This is a genomic window from Corallococcus sicarius (assembly GCF_003611735.1).
In the GTDB taxonomy this organism is placed as follows: Bacteria; Myxococcota; Myxococcia; order Myxococcales; family Myxococcaceae; genus Corallococcus; species Corallococcus sicarius.
On the sequence record NZ_RAWG01000064.1, the window covers coordinates 12,613 to 32,191 of the forward strand.

13 protein-coding genes are annotated in these 19,579 nt (G+C 70.4%); 12 read left to right on the forward strand and 1 reads right to left on the reverse strand.

All coding sequences use genetic code 11. The features are described 5' to 3' along the window. The first annotated feature begins 2 nt into the window (after positions 1–2). Genes D7X12_RS12830 through amcH form a run of 9 tightly spaced genes read left to right on the forward strand, consistent with a single transcriptional unit; the run spans position 3 to position 7,249 of the window. Positions 3–986, forward strand: a complete 984-nt coding sequence (locus D7X12_RS12830) for an NAD(P)H-quinone oxidoreductase (protein WP_120625563.1) — start codon at positions 3–5, stop codon at positions 984–986. Between the two features lie 4 nt (positions 987–990). After that, entirely contained in the window at positions 991–1,470 is a 480-nt protein-coding gene (locus D7X12_RS12835; protein ID WP_244224517.1) for an aminoacyl-tRNA deacylase, read from the forward strand. A gap of 16 nt (positions 1,471–1,486) precedes the next feature. Continuing rightward, a complete protein-coding gene (amcB, locus tag D7X12_RS12840; protein ID WP_120625564.1) occupies positions 1,487–1,765 on the forward strand; it encodes a cispentacin biosynthesis acyl carrier protein AmcB in 279 nt (92 codons plus the stop codon). Beyond that, positions 1,762–3,159, forward strand: a complete 1,398-nt coding sequence (gene amcC / locus D7X12_RS12845; protein WP_120625565.1) for an amipurimycin biosynthesis protein AmcC — start codon at positions 1,762–1,764, stop codon at positions 3,157–3,159. Before amcB ends, amcC begins: the two co-directional genes overlap by 4 nt. Then, entirely contained in the window at positions 3,156–3,599 is a 444-nt protein-coding gene (locus tag D7X12_RS12850; protein ID WP_120625566.1) for an acyl-CoA thioesterase, read from the forward strand. Before amcC ends, D7X12_RS12850 begins: the two co-directional genes overlap by 4 nt. Next, positions 3,554–4,078: a cispentacin biosynthesis cyclizing decarboxylase AmcE gene (gene amcE, locus D7X12_RS12855; RefSeq protein WP_120625567.1), complete on the forward strand. Its 525-nt coding sequence runs from the start codon at positions 3,554–3,556 to the stop codon at positions 4,076–4,078. Before D7X12_RS12850 ends, amcE begins: the two co-directional genes overlap by 46 nt. Next, complete coding sequence (amcF, locus tag D7X12_RS12860) at positions 4,078–5,274, forward strand: cispentacin biosynthesis acyltransferase subunit AmcF (RefSeq protein ID WP_244224518.1); 1,197 nt, start codon at positions 4,078–4,080, stop codon at positions 5,272–5,274. Before amcE ends, amcF begins: the two co-directional genes overlap by 1 nt. Then, positions 5,271–5,828 carry a cispentacin moiety biosynthesis protein AmcG gene (amcG, locus tag D7X12_RS12865; protein ID WP_120625569.1) on the forward strand — a complete coding sequence of 186 codons (558 nt, stop codon included), beginning with the start codon at positions 5,271–5,273 and terminating at the stop codon, positions 5,826–5,828. Before amcF ends, amcG begins: the two co-directional genes overlap by 4 nt. Positions 5,829–5,839: 11 nt before the next feature. Continuing rightward, a complete protein-coding gene (gene amcH / locus D7X12_RS12870; protein ID WP_120625570.1) occupies positions 5,840–7,249 on the forward strand; it encodes an adenylate-forming 2-oxoglutaryl-ACP ligase AmcH in 1,410 nt (469 codons plus the stop codon). A gap of 9 nt (positions 7,250–7,258) precedes the next feature. Here the strand turns inward: amcH and D7X12_RS12875 are convergent, their stop codons facing one another. Then, positions 7,259–14,317, reverse strand: a complete 7,059-nt coding sequence (locus D7X12_RS12875; RefSeq protein ID WP_120625571.1) for a non-ribosomal peptide synthetase — start codon at positions 14,315–14,317, stop codon at positions 7,259–7,261. 232 nt (positions 14,318–14,549) lie between these two features. Between D7X12_RS12875 and D7X12_RS12880 the strand changes: the two genes are divergently transcribed. From D7X12_RS12880 to D7X12_RS12890, 3 genes are all read left to right on the forward strand, one after another. Beyond that, entirely contained in the window at positions 14,550–17,882 is a 3,333-nt protein-coding gene (locus tag D7X12_RS12880; RefSeq protein WP_244224519.1) for a CHAT domain-containing tetratricopeptide repeat protein, read from the forward strand. 167 nt (positions 17,883–18,049) lie between these two features. Then, positions 18,050–19,039, forward strand: a complete 990-nt coding sequence (locus tag D7X12_RS12885) for an ADYC domain-containing protein (protein ID WP_244224520.1) — start codon at positions 18,050–18,052, stop codon at positions 19,037–19,039. Between the two features lie 140 nt (positions 19,040–19,179). Continuing rightward, positions 19,180–19,509 carry a hypothetical protein gene (locus tag D7X12_RS12890; protein ID WP_120625572.1) on the forward strand — a complete coding sequence of 110 codons (330 nt, stop codon included), beginning with the start codon at positions 19,180–19,182 and terminating at the stop codon, positions 19,507–19,509. The last annotated feature ends 70 nt before the right edge of the window (positions 19,510–19,579 follow it).

Here is a 19,579-nt window from a genome sequence, read left to right on the forward strand (position 1 = left end):
TCATGCGCGCCGTCGTCTACGAAGGCTCCGGGGGCCCGGAGGTGGTGAAGCTGCGCGAGGTTCCCCGGCCGGTGCCCACGGGCAACGCGCTGCTCGTGCGGGTGCACGTCACCGCGCTCAACCGCGCGGACCTGCTCCAGCGGGCCGGCGTGTACCACGTGCCGGAGGGCCAGTCCGCCATCCCCGGCGTGGAGGTCGCCGGCACGGTGGAGGCGTGGGGCGAGGACGTGAAGGGCTTCACCAAGGGCCAGCGCGTGTTCGGCGTGGTGGAGGGCGGCGGCTACGCGGAGTTCTGCCTGCTGGACGCGGACATGGCGCTCGTCATCCCGGAGGCCTTCAGCTTCGAGGAGGCGGCGGCCACCGCGGAGTCCTGCCTCACCGCGAACGAGACGCTGTTCGAATTGGGCGGGCTGAAGCCCGGGCAGACGGTGCTCGTACACGCGGGCGCCAGCGGCATCGGCACCACGATGGTGCAGATGGTGAAGCACATTGGCGCGACGGCGCTGTGCACGGTGGGCACGCCCCGGAAGGTGGAGGCGCTGACGAAGCTGGGCGCGGATGTCGCCATCGACTACCGGCGCCAGGACTTCGTCGCGGAGGTGCTGGCGCGCACGGGCGGCGAGGGCGTGGAGCTGGTGATGGACTTCGTGGGCGGCGCGTACCTGTCGCGCAACCTCTCCGTGCTGAAGCACGAGGGGTGCCTGGTGCTGGTGGGCCTGTTGGACGGGATGGCGGCGGAGTTGGACCTCTTGCGCGTCGTCCAGCGCCGGTTGCAGCTCAAGGGCTCGTCCCTGCGGCTGCGGCCCATGGTGGAGAAGCGGCAGGTCAACGCGCGCTTCCGGCAGCGGTGGATGGAGGTGCTGGCGCGGGGAGGCCTGCGGCCCGTCATCCACGGAGCGTGGCCGCTGGAGGCGGTGGTGGAGGCCCACGCGGAGATGGAGGCCAACCGCAACATCGGCAAGCTCCTCCTCACGGTGGCGGGGTGACGCCGTGGCCGACCTGAGCGAGTTCCTCGCGCGAGAGCAGGTGGACGCGCGCCTCTTGACGCTGGCCACGCCGATGACGACGGCGGCCGCCGCGGCGCATGAGCTGGGCATCCCCGTGGCCAGCATCTTCAAGTCGCTGGTGCTGACGACGGACGCGGACGAGGTGCTCGTCGTGGTGCTGCCCGGGGACCGGCGCGTGGACTTCAAGGCGGTGGCGCGCGCCGCCGGCTGTCGCAAGGCCGTGTTCGCGAGCACCGAGCGGGCGCTGGAGGCGACGGGCTATCCGCCGGGCGGCACGCCGCCCCTGGGCTACCCCCGACCGCTGCGCGTGTTCGTGGACGAGGCCGTCCTCCAGTACCCCGAAGGGTACGGCGGCGGTGGGCGGCCGGAGCTGCTGCTGCGCCTCACGCCCGCGGAGCTGCTGCGCGTGACGAAGGGCACCGTGGGCCCCCTGAGCATTCCAACCGAAGCATCGACCCCCTGAAGAGAGGACGCCCGCCATGCAGGAAGACGTCTCGCGCAGCCTGAAGAAGATCCTGACGAACCAACTCTTCGTGGAGATCCCCGAGGAGCAGATTGGCGGGGACGACGGGCTCCAGTCCGTCGTCGGCCTGGACTCCGTGGGCTTCCTGGAGCTGCGGGTCATCTGCGAGGACCAGTTCGGCGTGAGCATCTCCGACGAGGACTTCGACACGGAGAACTTCCGCACCCTCAACCTGCTGTCGGCCCTCATCGTGAAGCTCAAGGCCCAGCAGCAGAAGCAGGGGGGCACGAAGTGAAGGTGCCCGCCGCGGGGGAGACGCTCGGGGCGGAGGAGGTGGCCCGCCTGCGCGCCGGCATGGCGCTGCAGATGGACCACTACGGCGGGGGGCGCCTGCCCTTCGTCTGCCTTCAGGCGAAGGGCCTGGTGCAGCACATGGCCGCGCTGGAGGGGCCGGACGCGGGCCGCGTCGTGGAGGTGCTGGACGCCAGCGGAGGCTACGCGAGCGCGTGCCTGGGCGCGGGCCATCCGCGCATGCAGGAGGCGCTGCGCGACGGCCTGGAGCGCACGGGCTACGTCACCGACGAGCTGGGCTCGCTGGAGCGCACGCTGCTGCTGGAGGGCCTGTTCGGTCCGCAGGGGCTCTGGGCGGATCGCTTCCCGGGGAGCGCGTACCACGCGAGCGGCCGCAACTCCGGCTCCGAGGGCCTGGAGCTGGCGCTGCGGCTGGTGCTGGAGTCGAACTTCGACCGGCGGCGGATGGCGCCGAAGCCCGAGCGCGCGGAGCGGCGGACGATCCTCGCCTTCGAGGGCGCGTGGCATGGGTGGACGCAGGGCCTGGTGAGCCTGCTCAACCGCCGGCACTACCGGCTGGGCATTCCGCTGCCCCCCGTGGAAGGCCCGGCGGGGCTGGACGTGCAGTTCCTGCCGTTCGGCGAGTTCGAGCACCTGGAGACCTTCTTCGCGGAGCACGGGCGGAAGCTGGCGGGCGTCTTCGTGGAGCCCATCCAGGGGGACGCCGGCATCCTGGTGCCTCCCGCGGGCTACCTGCGCCGGCTGGCCGCGCTCTGCCGCGAGCACGAGGTGCTGCTGGTGGCGGACGAGGTGCTCACGTTCGCGAAGACGGGCCGCTTCTTCGGCATGACGGACGCGGAGGGGCCCATCCCCACGGACATCACCGTCATCGGCAAGAGCCTGGGCATGGGCGTCGTCTCCACGTCCATGGTCATTGCCCGGCGCGAGCTGTCGGTGCGCTCCAGCGGCGCGGTGTCCACGTCCGACCTGCGGCCCCTGACGAGCGCGGTGCTGCGCTCGGGCATCCAGTACCTGTCCGGCGAGGGGCTGGTGGAGCGCACGGGGCCGCTGGGTGAGCAGCTGCGCGCGCAGCTTCGCAAGGACGTGGCGCAGGCGTTCCCGGAGGTGTTCCAGGAGGTCCGGGGCCTGGGCTACATGAACGGCATCGAGCTGACGGAGCGCGCGGCGGGCAACCTGGGCAAGCTGCGGGCGCGGCTGCTCGACGCGGGCATCTTCGTGGAGTTCATGGCTGGCGCGGGGCGGCGTTCGCGGGGCCTGCGCTACCTGTTCCCGGCGATGCGCATTGCTCCGCCGCTCATCGCGGGGGAGGCGGACCTCCAGGAGATGGTGGCCCGCATCCAGCGCGGCGTGCGGACGTTCGTGGAGTCCGGGTCGTGACGCAGGCGGCGGTCGCGCTTCCGGAGGTTCCTTCCGCGCTGCGCCGCAAGGTGGAGCACGTGGACACGGATGCTTCCGGGGTCGTGCACTTCTCCCGCTACGCGTCGCTGCTGGAGACGGCGGGGCTGGAGGAATTGGAGCGCCGGGGGGCCGGACTGGAGGTCCTGGCGGCGCAGGGACTGGATCTGCGGGTGCGGGAGCTGCGCGTCAGCTACCGCGCGGCGGCGCGCTTCCAGGACTGGTTGGTGATGGTGCCCGCCGTGGAGCACGTCGGGCCCGCGAGCTTGAAGCTGGGCGTGAAGCTGTACCGCGAAGGTGCGGGGCCGGAACCGCTGTTGCTTGCCTTTGGAAGTCTGGACCTCGCCGTCGTCAACAAAGAGAACGGAGTGCCCGCATGTCTACCGCCGTCCCTCAGCAGCGCGCTCAAGCTGGCGCCGTGAACGAAGTGGAGCGCACGCCCAAGCCGCTGGGCTTCACCGCGCTGAAGCAGTGGCTGCGGCACCGCCACCCGATGGTCTACCTGGACCGCATCGTGGACCATGAGCCGGGGAAGTTCCTGGACGCGCTCATCTCCATCTCCGGCAACATGGACTGCATCGCCGGCCACTTCCCGGAGCGGGCCATCTACCCGGGCAGCCACCTCATCCAGTCCTTCGCGCAGGCGGGCATCATCCTCTACCAGATGAGCACGTCGATGCTGGCCGAGGACGAGCTGACGCTCATCGGCTCCGTGGAGGCGCGCTTCCTGAAGGTCGTCGTGCCGGGTGACCAGGTGCTGCTGCGCGTGCAGGTGAACCGGCTGGCCGGAGGGCTGTTCCACTTCACGGGCAAGGCGATGGTGGGCTCCACCCGTGTGGCGGCGTTCCGCGCGAGCCTCGTCCGCTCCCGGGTCTCCGACCTGGGCGCTCCGTTGTGGTGATGCCCGTCGTCGTCACCGGCGCGGCGTGGACGACGCCGCTCGGCCGCGGGCTGGAGGCCGTGTGGCGCCGGCTGCTCGCGGGCGAGCACGGCTTCGTGGACGTTCCCTCGCCGCACCGGCTGCGCAACACGCTGGCGGCCGTCGTCCCGGGCGGAAGAGGGCTCGCGGCGGAGGCGAGGTCGGCAGGGACGCGCAAGGGCGGGCCCTCGGCGGCGCATGGCGGGATGGCGCCGGAACCCGCGGGCCCGGCCCACCGGCTGCGAGCGCTCGCGGTGGAGACGCTGCGGGACGCGCTGGCGGACGCGGGGCTGCCCGGGGACGGGGACCGTACGCGCTTCGTGCTGGGCACCAGCCTGGGCGCCTTCCTGGATGACGACGGCGACCGGGAGGCCCCGCTGCACCGGTGGGCGGAGGCGGTGATGGAGCAGCTGGGCGCGAAGGCCGCGCCCGTGGTGCTGTCCACCGCGTGCTCCTCCGGTTCGGACGCGCTCCTGGTGGGCGCGGAGTGCATCCGCGCGGGACTCGCGGATGTGTGTATTTGCGGCGGCGTGGATGTCCTCACTCCGAGCAAGCGGCTGGCGCACTCGGCGCTGTCCACCCTGTCTCCGTCCCGCACGCGGGCCTATGACACGCGGCATGACGGCATGCTGCTGGGGGAGGGCGCGGCGTTCCTCGTGCTGGAGTCGGCGGCGCACGCGGAGCGGCGGTCGGCGCGCGTGCTGGCGCGACTGCGTGGCGTGGGTTCCGCGAATGATGCCGCGAGCATGACGTCGCCGGATCCGGCGGCCGCGGGTGCCCGGCTGGCGATGGAGCGCTCCCTGACGGACGCGGGGATTGGAGCCGCGGAGATTGGGCTGATCAACGGTCACGGGTCCGCGACGCCCGTGAACGACCGGGCGGAGCGCGAAGCCTTCCGGAGCGTGTTCGGCCCCAGCGGTGGGCCGCTCGTCTTCGCGACGAAGGGGGCGTTCGGGCACAGCCTGGGGGCCACCGGCGCGATGGAGGCGCTCGCGCTCATCCTGGGACTCCGCGAGGGCATCGTTCCGCCCATCGTCGGACTGGAGCAGCCGGACCCGGAGTTCCCCTGTCCGTTGTCCGTGGGCGCACCGACGCGGCACTCGGCCCGGATGGGGCTGAGCGTGACGCTGGGCTTCGGTGGCTTCGACACGTCGCTCGTCTTCGAGGTGTCGCGATGACGTCCCCTCTGGCGGTGACCCTGCGCGGCAGCGCGGTGGTGTTCTCGGATGCGCCCAATCCCCATGCCGCGCGGTGGAAGCCCACCGTGCGCTACGCGGATCCGTTGTCCTGGGCGCTGGTGATGGCCGTGGGAGAGGCGACCCGGGCACTGGGCGAGGACTTCACGCGCGCGACGGACCGGTGCTCGCTCATCCAGGTGGGCGCGGTGGGCCCCCGCGAGACGTGGGCACAGGTGGCGAGCGATGCAGCGCGGGGCTTCGCGTCCCCGCTGCGCTTTCCCGCCGCGACGCCGAGCGCCCCCACGGGCCTGTCCTGCATCGTCCACGGCCTGCGTGGTCCGACGTTGGCGCTGACGATGCCCGTGGCGTCGGCCGTGGAGGTCGCGCTGGCGTTGTCCGCCGCGTGGCTTGCGCGCGGTGTCGTGGACTGGGCCCTCATCGGATCCGTGCTGGCCATCGAAGGCCGGCCTCCGGGCGCGGGCTGTGTCGTCCTGTCGCGGGGAGCCGGGCCTGGCGTCGACGTGGACGCCGTGGCGCGGTCCCTCCAACCCTGAGTGGAGTGAACATGGCCTCGCCCCTCCTGGAGCTCGCGGGCGTTCCGCTGACCGCCGTGCAGGCGTTCCTGGACCGCATCCGCGACCTGACCGAAGCACACCCGACCGCGGACCGCTCCGTGGCGACCCTGGCGGCGGAATGGATGGCCCGGGGGCTCAGGCCGGGGGACGTGGTGCTGCTCGCGCTGCCCAACGGTGCGGGGCTCCTGGCCCATGTCTTCGCGGTGCTCGCGGCCCGGGGCGTCCCCGCGCTGGTGTCGCCCGCCTCGCCCGCGGGTCGGCAACAGTCCCTGGTGGAGGCCTTGCCGGCGCGTGCCCTGGTGGCCATGCGCAGCCCGGCGCCGCACACGCAGGGGCTGGAGCGCTTCGCGCTGGGTGGGGCGGAGGTGGCGCTGTTCCCTGAGACGGAACTGCCTGGGGCGAAACCCGGGGAGATGGTGCTGCTCACCTCCGGCACCTCCGGCTTCGCGAGCGGCTGCGTGTTCGACCTGAGCGCGCTCTTCCTCAACGCGGATCGGCACGCGGACGCCGTGGGCCTGCGCGCGGGGGACACCGCCCTGGTGAACCTGCCGCTGTACTACTCGTATTCGATGGTCGCGCAGGCGTTCTCCGCGCTGCGAAGGGGGCTGGAGCTGGTCATCAGCGGCCCGCCGTTCCAGCCCGCGGCGTACCTGCGCATGCTCGGCGAGCAGGGCATCACCGTGTCCGCGCTGACGCCGCTGCTCGTGCGGAGCCTGCTCCAGCACGGCGAGCCGTTCCCGGAAGGCCTGCGGTGCCTGGGCGTGGGCGGGGACGTGCTCGCGCCGGAGCACGTGAAGCGGCTTTTGCACGCGCGGCCTCGGGGCGAGCTGTACGTCACGTATGGTCTGTCCGAGGCGGGGCCCCGGGTGTCGACGCTCGCGGCGCACGCGGAGCCGGAGCACCGCTTCGCGTCCGTGGGGTTGCCGTTGCCCGGCACGCAGGTGTCGCTCGTCCCGCGCGGACCGGATGGACAGCGGGAGCTGTTCGTCGCGTCGGACACGGTGATGAAGCGCCGCATCGGCATCGTGGAGGGGGAGAAGCAGCACGCGCTGAAGGGCTCGCGGCTGCTGGCCACGGGAGACGTCTTCGACATCGACGCGGACGGCTACCTGTACTTCCAGGGGCGCATCTCCGACTTCCTCGTGCGCGGCAGCGAGAAGATCAGCATGGCCTCCGTGCGGCGGCTGGCCATGATGTTGCCCGGGGTGCTGACGGCGCGCACGCAAGTGGTCCGGGCCGCGGAGGGGGACGACTACGAGGTGGTCCTCACCGTGGCGGACGAGCGGTGCTCCGTGGAGCACCTGTCGCGTGAGCTGTTCCGTCTGCTGCGCCTCGCCGAGCGCCCGCGCGCCGTGCAGGTGGTCGCGGCGGACATCGCCGCGGCCTCCCTGCACAAGTAGCGACGGACCTCAGGGGGCTCGCGCTTCGAGCCCCATCGGCAGGTCCGGGTCCGCCACCACCGCGTCGAGCACCCCGAGGAACTCGGCGTGGATGGCCTCGGCGGTGTGAGCGTCGAACAGGTCGGTGTTGAACTCCAGGACGCCGCTGAAGCCCTCCTCCAGCTCCGTCAGGGACAGGGCCAGCTCGTAGGTGACGGAGCCCCGGCTGACCTCGATGGGCGTCACGGCGAGCCCTTCCAGCGCGAACTCCGCCTCCGGGGCGTTCTGCAGGATGAACATCGCCTGGAACACCGGGGAGCGGTTCGCGGGCAACTCGACACCGAGGGCCGCCACGACCTGGTCGAGGGGGACCTCCTGGTGCGCGTAGCCGCCCAGCGTCTCCTCGCGCACGCGCTGGAGCAGGGTGCGGAAGCCCGGTGCGCCGCGCACGCTGACGCGCAGGCACAGGCCGTTGACGAACATGCCGATGAGCGGCTCCAGCTCCGGCAGGAGCCGGTTCGCGATGGGCGAGCCGATGACGACCTCCTCCTGGCCGGAGCGGCGCGCGAGCACGACGCCGAACGCGGACAGCATGGCCATGAACGGCGTCACCTGTTCGCGCCGGCACAGGGCATTGAGGGCGTCGCTGCGACCGAGGCCCAGGTGGACCGGGCGGCGCACGCCGTTGAAGGTGCGCGCCGAAGGCCGGGGCCTGTCGGTGGGGAGCTGGAGCTCGGTGGGAGCGCCCGCGAGCGCCTGCCGCCAGTAGGCCATGCGCCGGTCCAGTTCGGGGCCGGTGAGCCACGACCGCTGCCACGCCGCGTAGTCGGGGTACTGCACGACGAGGGGCGCGAGGTCCGCGGCGCGTCCCTGGACCCGCGCCGCGTACAGCGCTCCCAGCTCCCGGGCGATGACACCCATGGACCAGCCGTCGGAGGTGCTGTGGTGGATGCAGACCAGGAGCAGGTGCTCGTCGTCCTTCACGCGCAGGAGCGTGGCGCGCACGAGCGAGTCCCGCGTGAGGTCGAACGGGGTCTGCGCCTCCGCGCGGATGTGCTTCCACGCCTCGGCTTCCGCGTCGGGCTCTGCCCGCAGATCCTCGTAGCGCCACGGGAAGTCGCCCGCGGGAGCGACGCGCTGGACGAGCTGCCCGTCCTCTTTCGAGATCAGGACCCGCATGGATTCGTGACGTTCGAGCAGGCCCTGCAGGGCACCCCGCAGCGCTTCGACGTTCAGCGGGCCCCGGATCCGGTGGCCGGAGGGGATGTTGTAGGCGCTCGACGTGGGGGCGCTGAGGAAGAAGCGGTAGTGCCGCTCCTGCGCATACGACAGGGGCAGCGGACGGTCCCGAGGCACGGGCACCAACGGAGGCACCGGTCGGGGTCCATCGTTGGGCATCAGCGTGCCCAGGTGCTGCGCCAGCTGCGCGACCGTGGGGCCGGTGAAGAGGACCCGCAGCGCGACCTCCGCGCCCAGCTCCGAACGAACGCGTGAGACGAGCTGGGTGGCGAGGAGGGAGTGACCGCCCAGGTGGAAGAAGTTGTCGTGGAGGCCGACCCGCTCCACGTCGAGCAGCGAGGCCCAGAGGCGGCAGAGGGCCACCTCCGTGGGCGTGGAGGGCGGGACGTAGGAGAGGGCGTCGCCGCGAGCAGGCTCGGGGGCGGGCAGCGCGCGTCGGTCCACCTTGCCGTTGACGGTGAGGGGCAGTGACGGGAGCGACGTGAAGGACGCGGGCACCATGTGCTCGGGGAGGCGCTCGCGCAGCCACACGCGCAGCTCCGAGAGGTCGGGCAGAGCGTCGTGGGGCACGAGGTAGGCGGCGAGGCGGCGGTCACCTCCTGCCTCACGCGCGACGACGGAGGCGTCCTTGATGGCGGGGTGCAGGCGCAGGGCCTCTTCGATTTCGCCCAGCTCGACGCGGTAGCCGCGCACCTTCACCTGGTGGTCGGCGCGGCCGAGGTATTCGACGCGGCCATCCGCCAGGAAGCGAGCGCGGTCGCCTGTCTTGTACAGGCGAGCGCCCGGGACGGTGGAGAACGGGTGGGGCCGGTACGTGAACGCGGTGAGCTCGGGACGGTCGAAGTAGCCGCGCCCCAGGCGCTCACCGGAGACGTACAGCTCGCCCGGGACACCAACGGGGACGGGCTGCAAGAGCGCGTCGAGGATGAAGAGGGGCCCGTTGGAGAGCGGGCGGCCGATGGGGACGGGGACGCCCAGAGCGGGAGGTGCGTCCACGAGATGGAAGGAAGAGAAGACGGTGCACTCGGTGGGGCCGTAGCCGTTGACGAGTCGTTCCGGCGGGCCGTGCTGGAGCACTTCACGCAGGGCCAGCGGATCCGCGGCCTCGCCACCGAAGACGAGCGTCTTCAGGCCCTTGAAGGCACCGGGCATCTGGCGTGCGAGCAGGTGGAGCACCGCCGTGGTGACGAACATCACGGAGACGCGGCCCTCCTGGACCTGGGCCGCGAAGTCCTGGGGCGAATGGGCGGGGCTGGCGGTGATGCCGATGAGCTGCGCGCCGTGAAGCAGGGCGCCCCAGATCTCGAAGGTGCTCGGGTCGAAGGATGCGTTGGAGGCCTGGGCGACACGGTCGGAAGCCGCGAAGGGATGCAGCAGGGAATCGAACGCGAGCGCGAGGACACCCCGGTGGAGGATGGCGCTGCCCTTGGGCCTGCCCGTGGAGCCCGAGGTGAAGATGACGTAGGCCAGGTTCTCCGGTCCGGAGGTCGGAGGAAGGGGCGCGGTGGAGAGGCGACCCAATGCGTCCGCATCGGTATCGAGGCAGACGGTGGCACCGGAGAAGTGCGGGAGGCGCTCACGCTTGTGCTGGTGAGCGAGCAGGACGCTGACGCGCGCGTCCTGGAGCATGAAGGCCAGACGTTCGGAGGGGTGCGAGTCGTCGAGGGGCAGGTAGGCGCCGCCCGCCTTGAGGACGGCCAGCATGCCGACGATGAGGTCCGCGGAGCGCTCGACGCAGAGGCCGACCAGGACCTCGGGGCCCACGCCCAGTGAGCGCAGGTGCCAGGCGAGCTGGTTGGAGCGCTCATCAAGCTGACGGTACGTGAGGGTGTGGACGCCGTAGGTGACGGCGGGCGCGTCGGGCGTGCGGGCGGCCTGGAGGGCGAAGCGCTCGTGGACGCAGAGGTCGCGGGGGAAGTCGACGGTGGCGTCGTTCCATTCGCGCAGGACGCGGTGCCGCTCCCCTCCAGGAAGCAGGGGCAGCGAGGCGATGGGACGCGAGGGCCAGGCGACGGCGGCCTCCAGGAGCGTCTGGAGGTGGGACGCCATGCGCTGGATGCGCTCGGCGTCGAAGAGGTCGGTGTCGTACTCGAAGGTGGCGCGCAGCCCCTCCGGTGACTTGGACATGAAGAGGATCAGGTCGCACTTCGACGTCCCGGTGCGCAGCTCCCACGGCTCCGCGGCGGTGACCAGCTGGAGCGCGGTGGAGGGGTGCGGATCCAGGGTGGGGGTCTGCAGGACGAACATCACCTGGACGACCAGCGCGTGGCTGAGGATGCGCTCGGGGTGGAAGTCCGCGACGAGCTTCTCGAAGGGAAGCTCCTGGTGTGCATAGGCGCCGAGCGTGACCTCGCGCACGCGCCGCATCAGTTCGATGAGGCTGGGCGCACCTGACAGGTCCTGCCGCAGCGCGAGCGTGTTGACGAAGAGCCCGACGAGCCCTTCAAGCTCCGGACGGACCCGACCGGCGAGCGGCGTGCCGACGATGAGGTCCTGCTGCCCCGTGTAGCGATGCAGCAGGGCGCTGAACCCGGCGAGCAGGCCCATGAACAGGGTGACGTTCTCCTGGCGGCAGAGGTCCTCGATGGCCTGGGACACCTCGGGGGAGAGCCGGAACGTGTGCGTGTTGCCCTTGAGGCGGTGGATGGGCGGACGGGGCCGATCCATGGGCAGCTCCAGCAGGAGCGGCGCGCCCGCGAGCTGCTTGCGCCAATAGCTCAGCAGCCGCTCCAACCTGTCGTCCCGGAGCCATTGCCGCTGCCACACGGCGAATTCGACGTACTGGACGGGCAGGGGAGGCAGTGTGGAGGGACGCTTCGCCGCGGGGTCCGCGTAGAGGGTCCGAAGCTCACGAAGCAGGACCTGCAAGGACCAGCCATCCGAGACGATGTGATGGAGGGTGAGGAGGAGCAGGTGGTCGTCCTGGCGGAAGCGGAGCAGGGTGCCCTGCAACAGCGGGCCCGTGCTCAGCTCCAGCGGGCGCTCAAGCTCCAGACGCGTCTGCCGGGCCGTCTCCGCCGCCTGCTCCGCGGGAGGCAGGTCGCTGACATCCACCTTCCGAAGGACGAAGGGATGGACGGGGAGGATGCGCGTGACGAAGTCGGTTTCGGTCTCCGCGAAGACGGTCCGGAGCGATTCGTGGCGGCGGGTCAGCTCGGTGAGGCTGCGCTCCAGCAGGGAGACGTCGAGCGGTGAGGTGATGCGGTAGGCGCCGGGGATGCGGAACGTGGCGGTTCCGGGGTGGAGCTGCTCCACGAACAGGATGCGCTCCTGCGCGAAGGAGAGCGGCTGATCGCCCTCGTGCGGGAAGGGAACGAGCGCGGGTCCCTGCTCGGTGACGTCGATGCGCTGTGCGGCATCCACGGCCTCCGCCATGAGGGCGAGGGTCGGCGTGTCGAAGATCTGCGGAATGGGCATCCGCAGGTGGAACGTCTCGTTCACCCGCGTGACGAGCTGGGTGCCGAGCAGGGAGTGGCCGCCCAGGGAGAAGAAGTCGTCGTTGAGCCCGACCCGGTCCACTTCGAGGACGGCGGCCCAGATGCCGCTGAGTGCGATCTCCGTGGGCGTGGACGGAGGCACGTAGGAGAGGTCATCGCCGCGAGCAGGCACCGGGGCGGGCAGCGCGCGACGGTCCACCTTGCCGTTGACGGTGAGGGGCAGCGAAGGGAGCGAAGTGAAGGACGCGGGCACCATGTGCTCGGGGAGGCGTTCGCGAAGCCAGGAGCGCAGCGCTGAGACGTCGGGAAGCGCGTCGTGGGGAACGACGTAGGCCGCCAGCCGCCGGTCGCCTCCGGCTTCCAGTGCGATGACCGAGGCGTCCTTGATGGCGGGATGCAGGCGGAGGGCCTCTTCGATCTCCCCCAGCTCGACGCGGTAGCCACGGATCTTCACCTGATGATCCGCGCGGCCGAGGTACTCGATGCGGCCATCCGCCAGGAAGCGGGCGCGGTCGCCCGTCTTGTACAGGCGAGCGCCCGGGACGGTGGAGAACGGGTGGGGCCGGTACGTGAGCGCGGTCAGCTCAGGGCGGTGGACGTAGCCGCGCCCCAGGCGTTCACCGGAGACGTACAGCTCACCGGGGACGCCGATGGGGACGGGCTGAAGGAGTGAATCAAGGATGAAGAGGGGGCCGTTGGAGAGCGGGCGGCCAATGGGGACAGGGGCGCCGAGTGCGGGAGGCGCGTCCACGAGGTGGAAGGACGAGAAGACGGTGCACTCGGTGGGGCCGTAGCCGTTGACGAGCCGCTCCGGTGGGCCGTGCTGGAGGACTTCGCGCAGGGCCAGCGGATCCGCGGCTTCACCGCCAAGGACGAGCATCTTCAGGCCCTTGAAGGCGGCGGGCTCCTGGCGTGCGAGCAGGTGGAGCACCGCCGTGGTGACGAACATCGCGGAGACGCGGCCGTCCTGGACCTGGGCCACGAACTCGTGGGGCGAGTGGGCAGGACTGGCGGTGATGCCGATGAGCTGCGCGCCGTGCAGCAGGGCGCCCCAGATCTCGAAGGTGCTCGGGTCGAAGGACGCGTTGGAGGCCTGGGCGACTCGGTCGGAAGCCGAGAAGGGGTGCAGCAGGGGGTCGAAGGCGAGCGCGAGGACACCCCGGTGGAGGATGGCGCTGCCCTTGGGCCTGCCCGTCGAGCCCGAGGTGAAGATGACGTAGGCCAGGTTCTCCGGCCCGGCGGTGCGCGGCAGCGCGTCGGTGGGCTGTTGCCTCAACAGCGCGGCGGCGGCGTCCGAGTCGAGGCAGAGGGTGGTGCCGCCGAAGGGAGGCAGGCGCTCCAACTTGCTCTGGTGGGCGAGCAGGACGTTGACGCGAGCATCCTGGAGCATGAAGGCCAGGCGCTCCGAGGGATGGGAGGCGTCGAGGCACAGGTAGGCCCCGCCCGCCTTGAGGATGGCGAGCATGCCGACGATGAGGTCGAGGGAGCGGTCGACACAGAGTCCGACGAGGGCCTCGGGCCCCACACCCAGCGAGCGCAGGTGCCAGGCGAGCTGGTTCGAGCGCTCATCGAGCTGACGGTAGGAGAGGGTGCGGGAGCGATAGGTGACGGCGGGAGCGTCGGGCGTGCGGGCAGCCTGGAGGGCGAAGCGCTCGTGGATGCAGAGGTCGCGGGGGAAGTCGACGGTGGCGTCATTCCATTCGCGCAGGACGCGGTGCAGCTCGGCCGCGGGAAGCAGGGGCAGCGAGGCGATGGAGCGTGACGGCTGCGCGACGGCGGCCTCCAGGAGCGTCTGGAAGTGGGTGGCCATGCGCTGGATGCGCTCGGCGTCGAAGAGGTCGGTGTCGTACTCGAAGCTGGTGCGCCAGCCTTCCGGTGACCGCGCCACGCTGAGGACCCAATCGCAGCGGGCGCGGACTGCATCGGCGGGCTGCTCCTCCAGCGGTGCGAAGACGAACAGCACCTGGAACACCGGCGCATGGCTGAAGCCCTGTGACGCCGCGAGCTTCTCGAACGAGGGCAGGCGGTGGGGGACAGCCATCTGATGGAGCGACTGGATGCGCGCCATCAGGTCCACGAACCGGGGGTTGTCGGAGAGGTCCTGGCGCAGCGCGAGGACCCCCTCATCCGCCGAAGTGCCCACGACCAGCTCATCCTGCAGGGAGTACCGGTGGAGCAGGGCGCTGAAGCCCGCGAGCAGGGGCACGAAGAGCGGCACCGCTTCCCGCTGGGCCAACGTCTCCAGGGCCGTCGAGAGCGGGGCGGAGAGCCTTCCTTGGAGAGTGCCCCGCTGGAGTCGCTGCGCGGGAGGCCGGGGCCGATCCGTCGGAAGCTCCAGGAGCGCCGGGGCGCCGGAGAGCTGACGCTTCCAGAAGGAGACGGAAGCGTCGGGAAGGAGGGGCTCCGGCGTCATCTGGGATTCCTTTCAACGGGGCGCAGTCGGGAGTGCAGGATACCCGAGGAACCACATCTGGCCGAAAGGAGTTGCGCCGGTGCCGCCGCGCAGAACAGACAGATACAGGTGCGAATGTAGTGCCTCATGACGCGACCGGCGGTGCTCCTCCTTCCGTCCGTGATCCGCCACGATGGAAGTTCATGCATGATTTTCCGAGTCCCCGGCTCTTGGGAGGGATGGGGCGGAATTCATGGGCCGCTCCTTGAAGCCGGGGGGAGACGTGCTGCGGATTTTCGGGTGGATGATGGGGGTGATGGTCCTTGGCTGTGCTGCGGGGGGGCCAACCCGAGGGAATCACCTGGAGGCTCGGCTCCAGGAGGCGCAGAAGGCCTATGCCACGGCGCTCCTCCTCTCCGAGGAGGGCAGGTACGCCGAGGCCGTGACGCAGGGTGAACATGCGCTCGTGCTCCGGGAAGCGGTGCTCGGGAGCGCGCATCCAGACGTCGCCAACTGTCTGAACCTGCTCGGTGAGTTACACCAGCTTCAGGGAGACCTTGACCAGGCCGAGCCACTGCTTCAACGCGGGCTCGCCATCCGGGAAGCCGCATTCGGCGACAACGTTCTCACCGTTGCCGACGAATACCAGACCTTCGACTCTCCCTACGTCACCGCAGCACTGTACGTTCGGGTTGACCCACTCTACGAGCGCGAAAGCACCCTGCGGTATGGGGTCATGGGCACCTACTCCCAGCGAGAGGCGGTCATCGACAATCTCTTCTACCCCTACGCGGAAAACAAAGCATTTCCCCGAACGGAGCTGCGCTCCGCGAGAGAGCGCGCCATTCGGGACGCGGCGTTCGGCAAGAACCATCCCGACATCGCGGATTCCCTCAACAATCTCGCCAGGCTCTATCATGAGCAGGGATTGTACGAGCGGGCCAGACCTCTCTACGAAAGAGCGCGTGCCATTCGGGAAACGGCCTTTGGCAAGGACCACCCCGAGGTCGCGGACTCCCTCAACAACCTCGCCAACCTCTACCAGGACCAGGGATTGTACGAGCGGGCCCAGCCCCTCTACGAAAGCGCGCTCGCCCTTCGGGAAGCGGCCTTCGGGAAGAACCATTCCACCGTCGCCGATTCCCTCCACAACCTCGCCAATCTCTATCAGGCACAAGGGATGTCCCGGCGGGCCGAGCCTCTCTACGAGCGAGTGCTCTCCATTCGGGAGTTGACGCTCGGCAAGCACCATCCGGCCGTCGCCGCTCCGCTCAACAACCTCGCCAGCCTCTATCAGGCGCAGGGGATGTACGCCCGGGCGGAGCCGCTCTACGTGCGCGCGCTCGCCATCTGGGAAGCGGCCCTCGGAAAGAGCCACCCTCACGTGGCCGCCGCGCTCAACAACTTGGCCACCCTCTACCGGGATCAGGGCTTGGATGACCGGGCCGAGCCGCTCCAGGAGCGCGCACTCACCCTCTGGGAAGAGGCGTTCGGCAAGAACCATCCCGACGTCGCCGGCTCGCTCAACAACCTCGCCAGCCTGTATCAGGAGCGGGGGCTGTATGGCCGCGCCGAGCCGCTCTATGTGCGCGCGCTCGCCATCCGGGAGGCGGTGTTCGGCAAGAACCATCCCGACGTCGCCGGCTCGCTCAACAACCTCGCCAGCCTCTACCGGGACCTGGGGTTGTACGACCAGGCCGAGCCACTCTATGTGCGAGCACTTGCCATCCGGGAAGCGGCCCTTGGCAAGAATCACCCCGACCTCGCCGCCTCCCTCAACAACCTGGCACTGCTCAGGATGGCCAGACATCGGCTCGACGCGGCTGTTCCGCTGTTCGCGCGCGCCTTCGCCGTGTCCGAGCAGCGCCTGCGCCAGGAGGCCCTCGACTTCTCCGAAGCGCGCCTGGCCAACTTTCTCCAGTTCCTACGAACGGACGAGGAACGCCTCTATGCGCTGGTGCGCGCGCATCCCGAAAACACCGCCGTGAAGCGTCTGGCCCTGAGCGCCGCCCTGCTCCTCAAGGGCCGCTCGGTCGAGGAGACCGCCGGGATCTCCCGTGCGGTCTACCGGAGCCTGGGCGCCCAGGAGCGCGACACCTTCAAGCAGTTGCGTGAGCTGCGCACCCGGTTGGCCAGCCTGTCACTCCAGGGCCCGGGCTCGCGCCCTCTGGCGGCCTATCAACAACAACTCCAATCGCTCGCGGAGCAGGGTGACGCCCTCGAAGCCCTCCTTGCCAGGCGCTCCGCGCCCCTGCGCGCGTTGGCGGCGCTGCCGGGGCCCGCGGACATCGTCGACCGGGTCGCCGCGGCCCTGCCCGGGGAGGGTGCGCTCGTCGAGTTCATCACCTATCAGGACCGCTCGCTCGTGCCCGGACCCGGCAACCCCCAGCCACACTTCCGCTGTCTCGCGTTGGTGCTCCTGCCAGATGCCAGCATTCACGTCCTCGACCTGGGCCCTGCCAACCCCATCGACCTTGCCGCCTCGCGCCTGCGAGACGCCCTGGCCAATCGCGATGCGGCCTTCCAAACTCAGGCCCAGGCGCTCTACCAACGCGTCTTCCAACCCCTGCTCCCCGTGTTGGGGAGGGCGCACCGCCTCTTCCTCTCGCCGGATGGCCAGCTGGCCCTGGTGCCCTTCGCCGCCCTGCACGATGGCGAGCAGTTCCTCGTGGAGACCCACGACTTCACCTACCTGACCTCGGGGAAGGAGCTGCTGCCGCGTCTCCAGCCGACAGTCCCCGCCACCTCCGTGGTCGTCCTGGCGGATCCGGACTTCGGCGCCCCGCTCCCGCCAACAGGTCCATTTTGGGCCACGCGCTCCGTCTCCCTCGAACACTTGTTCTCCCCGCAGCGCGAGGAGCTGGCGCACCGGGCCTGGAACCTCGTCCCATTGCCAGGCTCCCGCGAGGAGGCCGAGGCCATCCAGCGCCTGCTTCCCCAGGCCCAGCTCTTCCTGGGGCCGGAGGCCACCAAGGAGCGCCTGCTGCACGTGCCGACGCCCGGCATCCTCCACCTGGCCACCCACGGCTTCTTCCTGGAGGACGCCCCCGTGCCCACGCACTCCCGCGCCGTCGGACACTTTGGCGCGCTGGGGGAGGACCCTCTCACCCCGCGCCCGCCGGACCCCCTGCTGCGCTCCGGCCTGCTCTTCGCGGGAGCCAATGCGCTGACGTCGCCTACCTCCAGCCCCCGTCCATCCGCCTCCGACAGCGCGCTGGCGACGGCCCTGGAGCTGGCGGGCCTCAACCTGTGGGGCACCCAGCTCGTGGTCCTGTCCGCCTGTGACACCGGCAGGGGCGACGTGAAGCTGGGCCAGGGCGTGTATGGGCTGCGCCGGGCCTTCCTCGTGGCGGGAGCGGAGACCGTGGTGATGAGCCTGTGGAAGGTCGACGACGTGACGACCCGTACTCTCATGGAGGCCTATTACCGCCACCTGCTGATGGGGGAGGGCAGGGCCACCGCGCTCCGCGAGGCGATGCGTGAGTTGCGGCTGGCCCTGCCGCACCCGCACCACTGGGCGCCATTCATTGCCATGGGCCAGGATGCGCCTCTGCGATTGCCCGCCTCGTGGCAGGCAGCCCGCTGATTCCGTGCATGATTCTCCAGCTCACGGACTCTCTCTCCTGTAGGCCTGTTGTGCGGTCCTTTTCGAACATCGGAGAGAATGTGATGAAGAAGTCTTGGATTGCCTGCCTGCTCCTTCAGGTTCCAGCACTTGCACAAGCCGGAGCTCCGGCTTCCCCGAAGCCTGGGGTGTCCGACGTCGAACGCTACGCGCGCCGGTGCCAACCCCAGTCCGCCCAGCGCATCGCCAGACCCCAGGGAACGATGCTGTGGGGCACCCGTCGTGACTGGAATACCGAGAAGGCCTCCGGGGAGCACGAAAGCGTGCTCGTCTCCGCCGACCTCGCGCCCCTGCGCCGGGCGGAGAACGGGGTGCAGGCGCTGCGACTCGAGGGCGGACACCTGGAAGCATCCCCCGTGCCGCGGGCAGGGACCGCCATCAGCGGGGTCGTTGGCGCCGTGCTCCAGGGCAGCGCCAGCGACGGCAAGCCCGTGGAAGTGGCCATCTGCGGCGCCGAGCCCTCCGCCGAGGATCCTGGAATGGTCTTCTACCGCATCGAGGCGTGGAACGCGGTGGCGCAGGAGTGGGAGAACCCCTGCGTCGCGGTGGACCGCGATACCGCCCCCCGGGCCCTCGCGGTGAGCGGCGTCTGGGATGCCAGCGGGGCCCGTCAGGCCGTTCCGGGCAAGTTCACCTTCGCCTGTCAGAACGGCGCCATCACCAAGTGCGTCCTCTGGGGGTACAAGCCCTGGTCCTGCCGCGACGGGCAATCCATGACCGACCTGCACCAGGCCTGCACCCGCATGGCGCGCGCGGACTATTGTGGCGACGGACAAAGCCATACACGCCAGAACACCACCATCGACATCTATGATCGTCTCGGCGTGATCCAGCGGACGGTCACGACCTCGCGGGAGTGGGATCCCGCGAAGGCTGCCTTCGAGGCAGCCTGGGCACCGGACGGGGCGACCTGTATTTCGCGCACCCGCGACGGCCGTGCGCTGGAGACAGTCCTCCAGGAGTGTCCGCACCGGTTCCAGGCTGGCGCGGTGACTGACCTGGGCGAGGGGGAGCGCTGCACGGTGCGACGGACGGACGTGAGCGCTGGGGCTGGGCTGCTGCGGAACCTGTCGTATGCAGCCCCGCAGAGCCCTGTCTCTCCAGGCAAGGGCCCGTAGGCCTTGTCTGCTCCGCGGTGTCTGGGACCATACCCTTGCAGATTCTTTTGCATCATCTCCGGCCACGTCGGCTCATTCGATTTGGCGGGTCGAACGCCGTTCACCCGTGCCATGCACTTTTCCCCAGACGGAGCACACACATGCGCAAGCTGATGATGAAGTTCCTGCTGACTGTCTCGGCGGTCCTCACCCTCGCACCCGCGCCCGCGCTGGCCCTGAGGCCCCCCTGTGACACGAGATGCACTGAGCTAAACGGCGTGATTGCCCCGTGCTCCGTTCTTTGTACGAAGCCCTGGAGCATCGAGCTCCTCACCTGCGGTGAGTGGGTGGCGTCCTACGGGCACATGTACCCGGACAACATCTGCGCGCCTGGCTTGGCGCCCGAGGCGTCGTGCGACGCTGTGGCGCAGGACTCCGAGGACGGCTCGGAGGAGGTCTGCCGCGAGCCCGGGCAGCCCGAGGAGGGCTGACGTCTCATCCATCAGGCGACGCCGGCACTCCAGTCTCCGGCGTCGCCGTCGGAAGCCAGTCCAGTGTCAG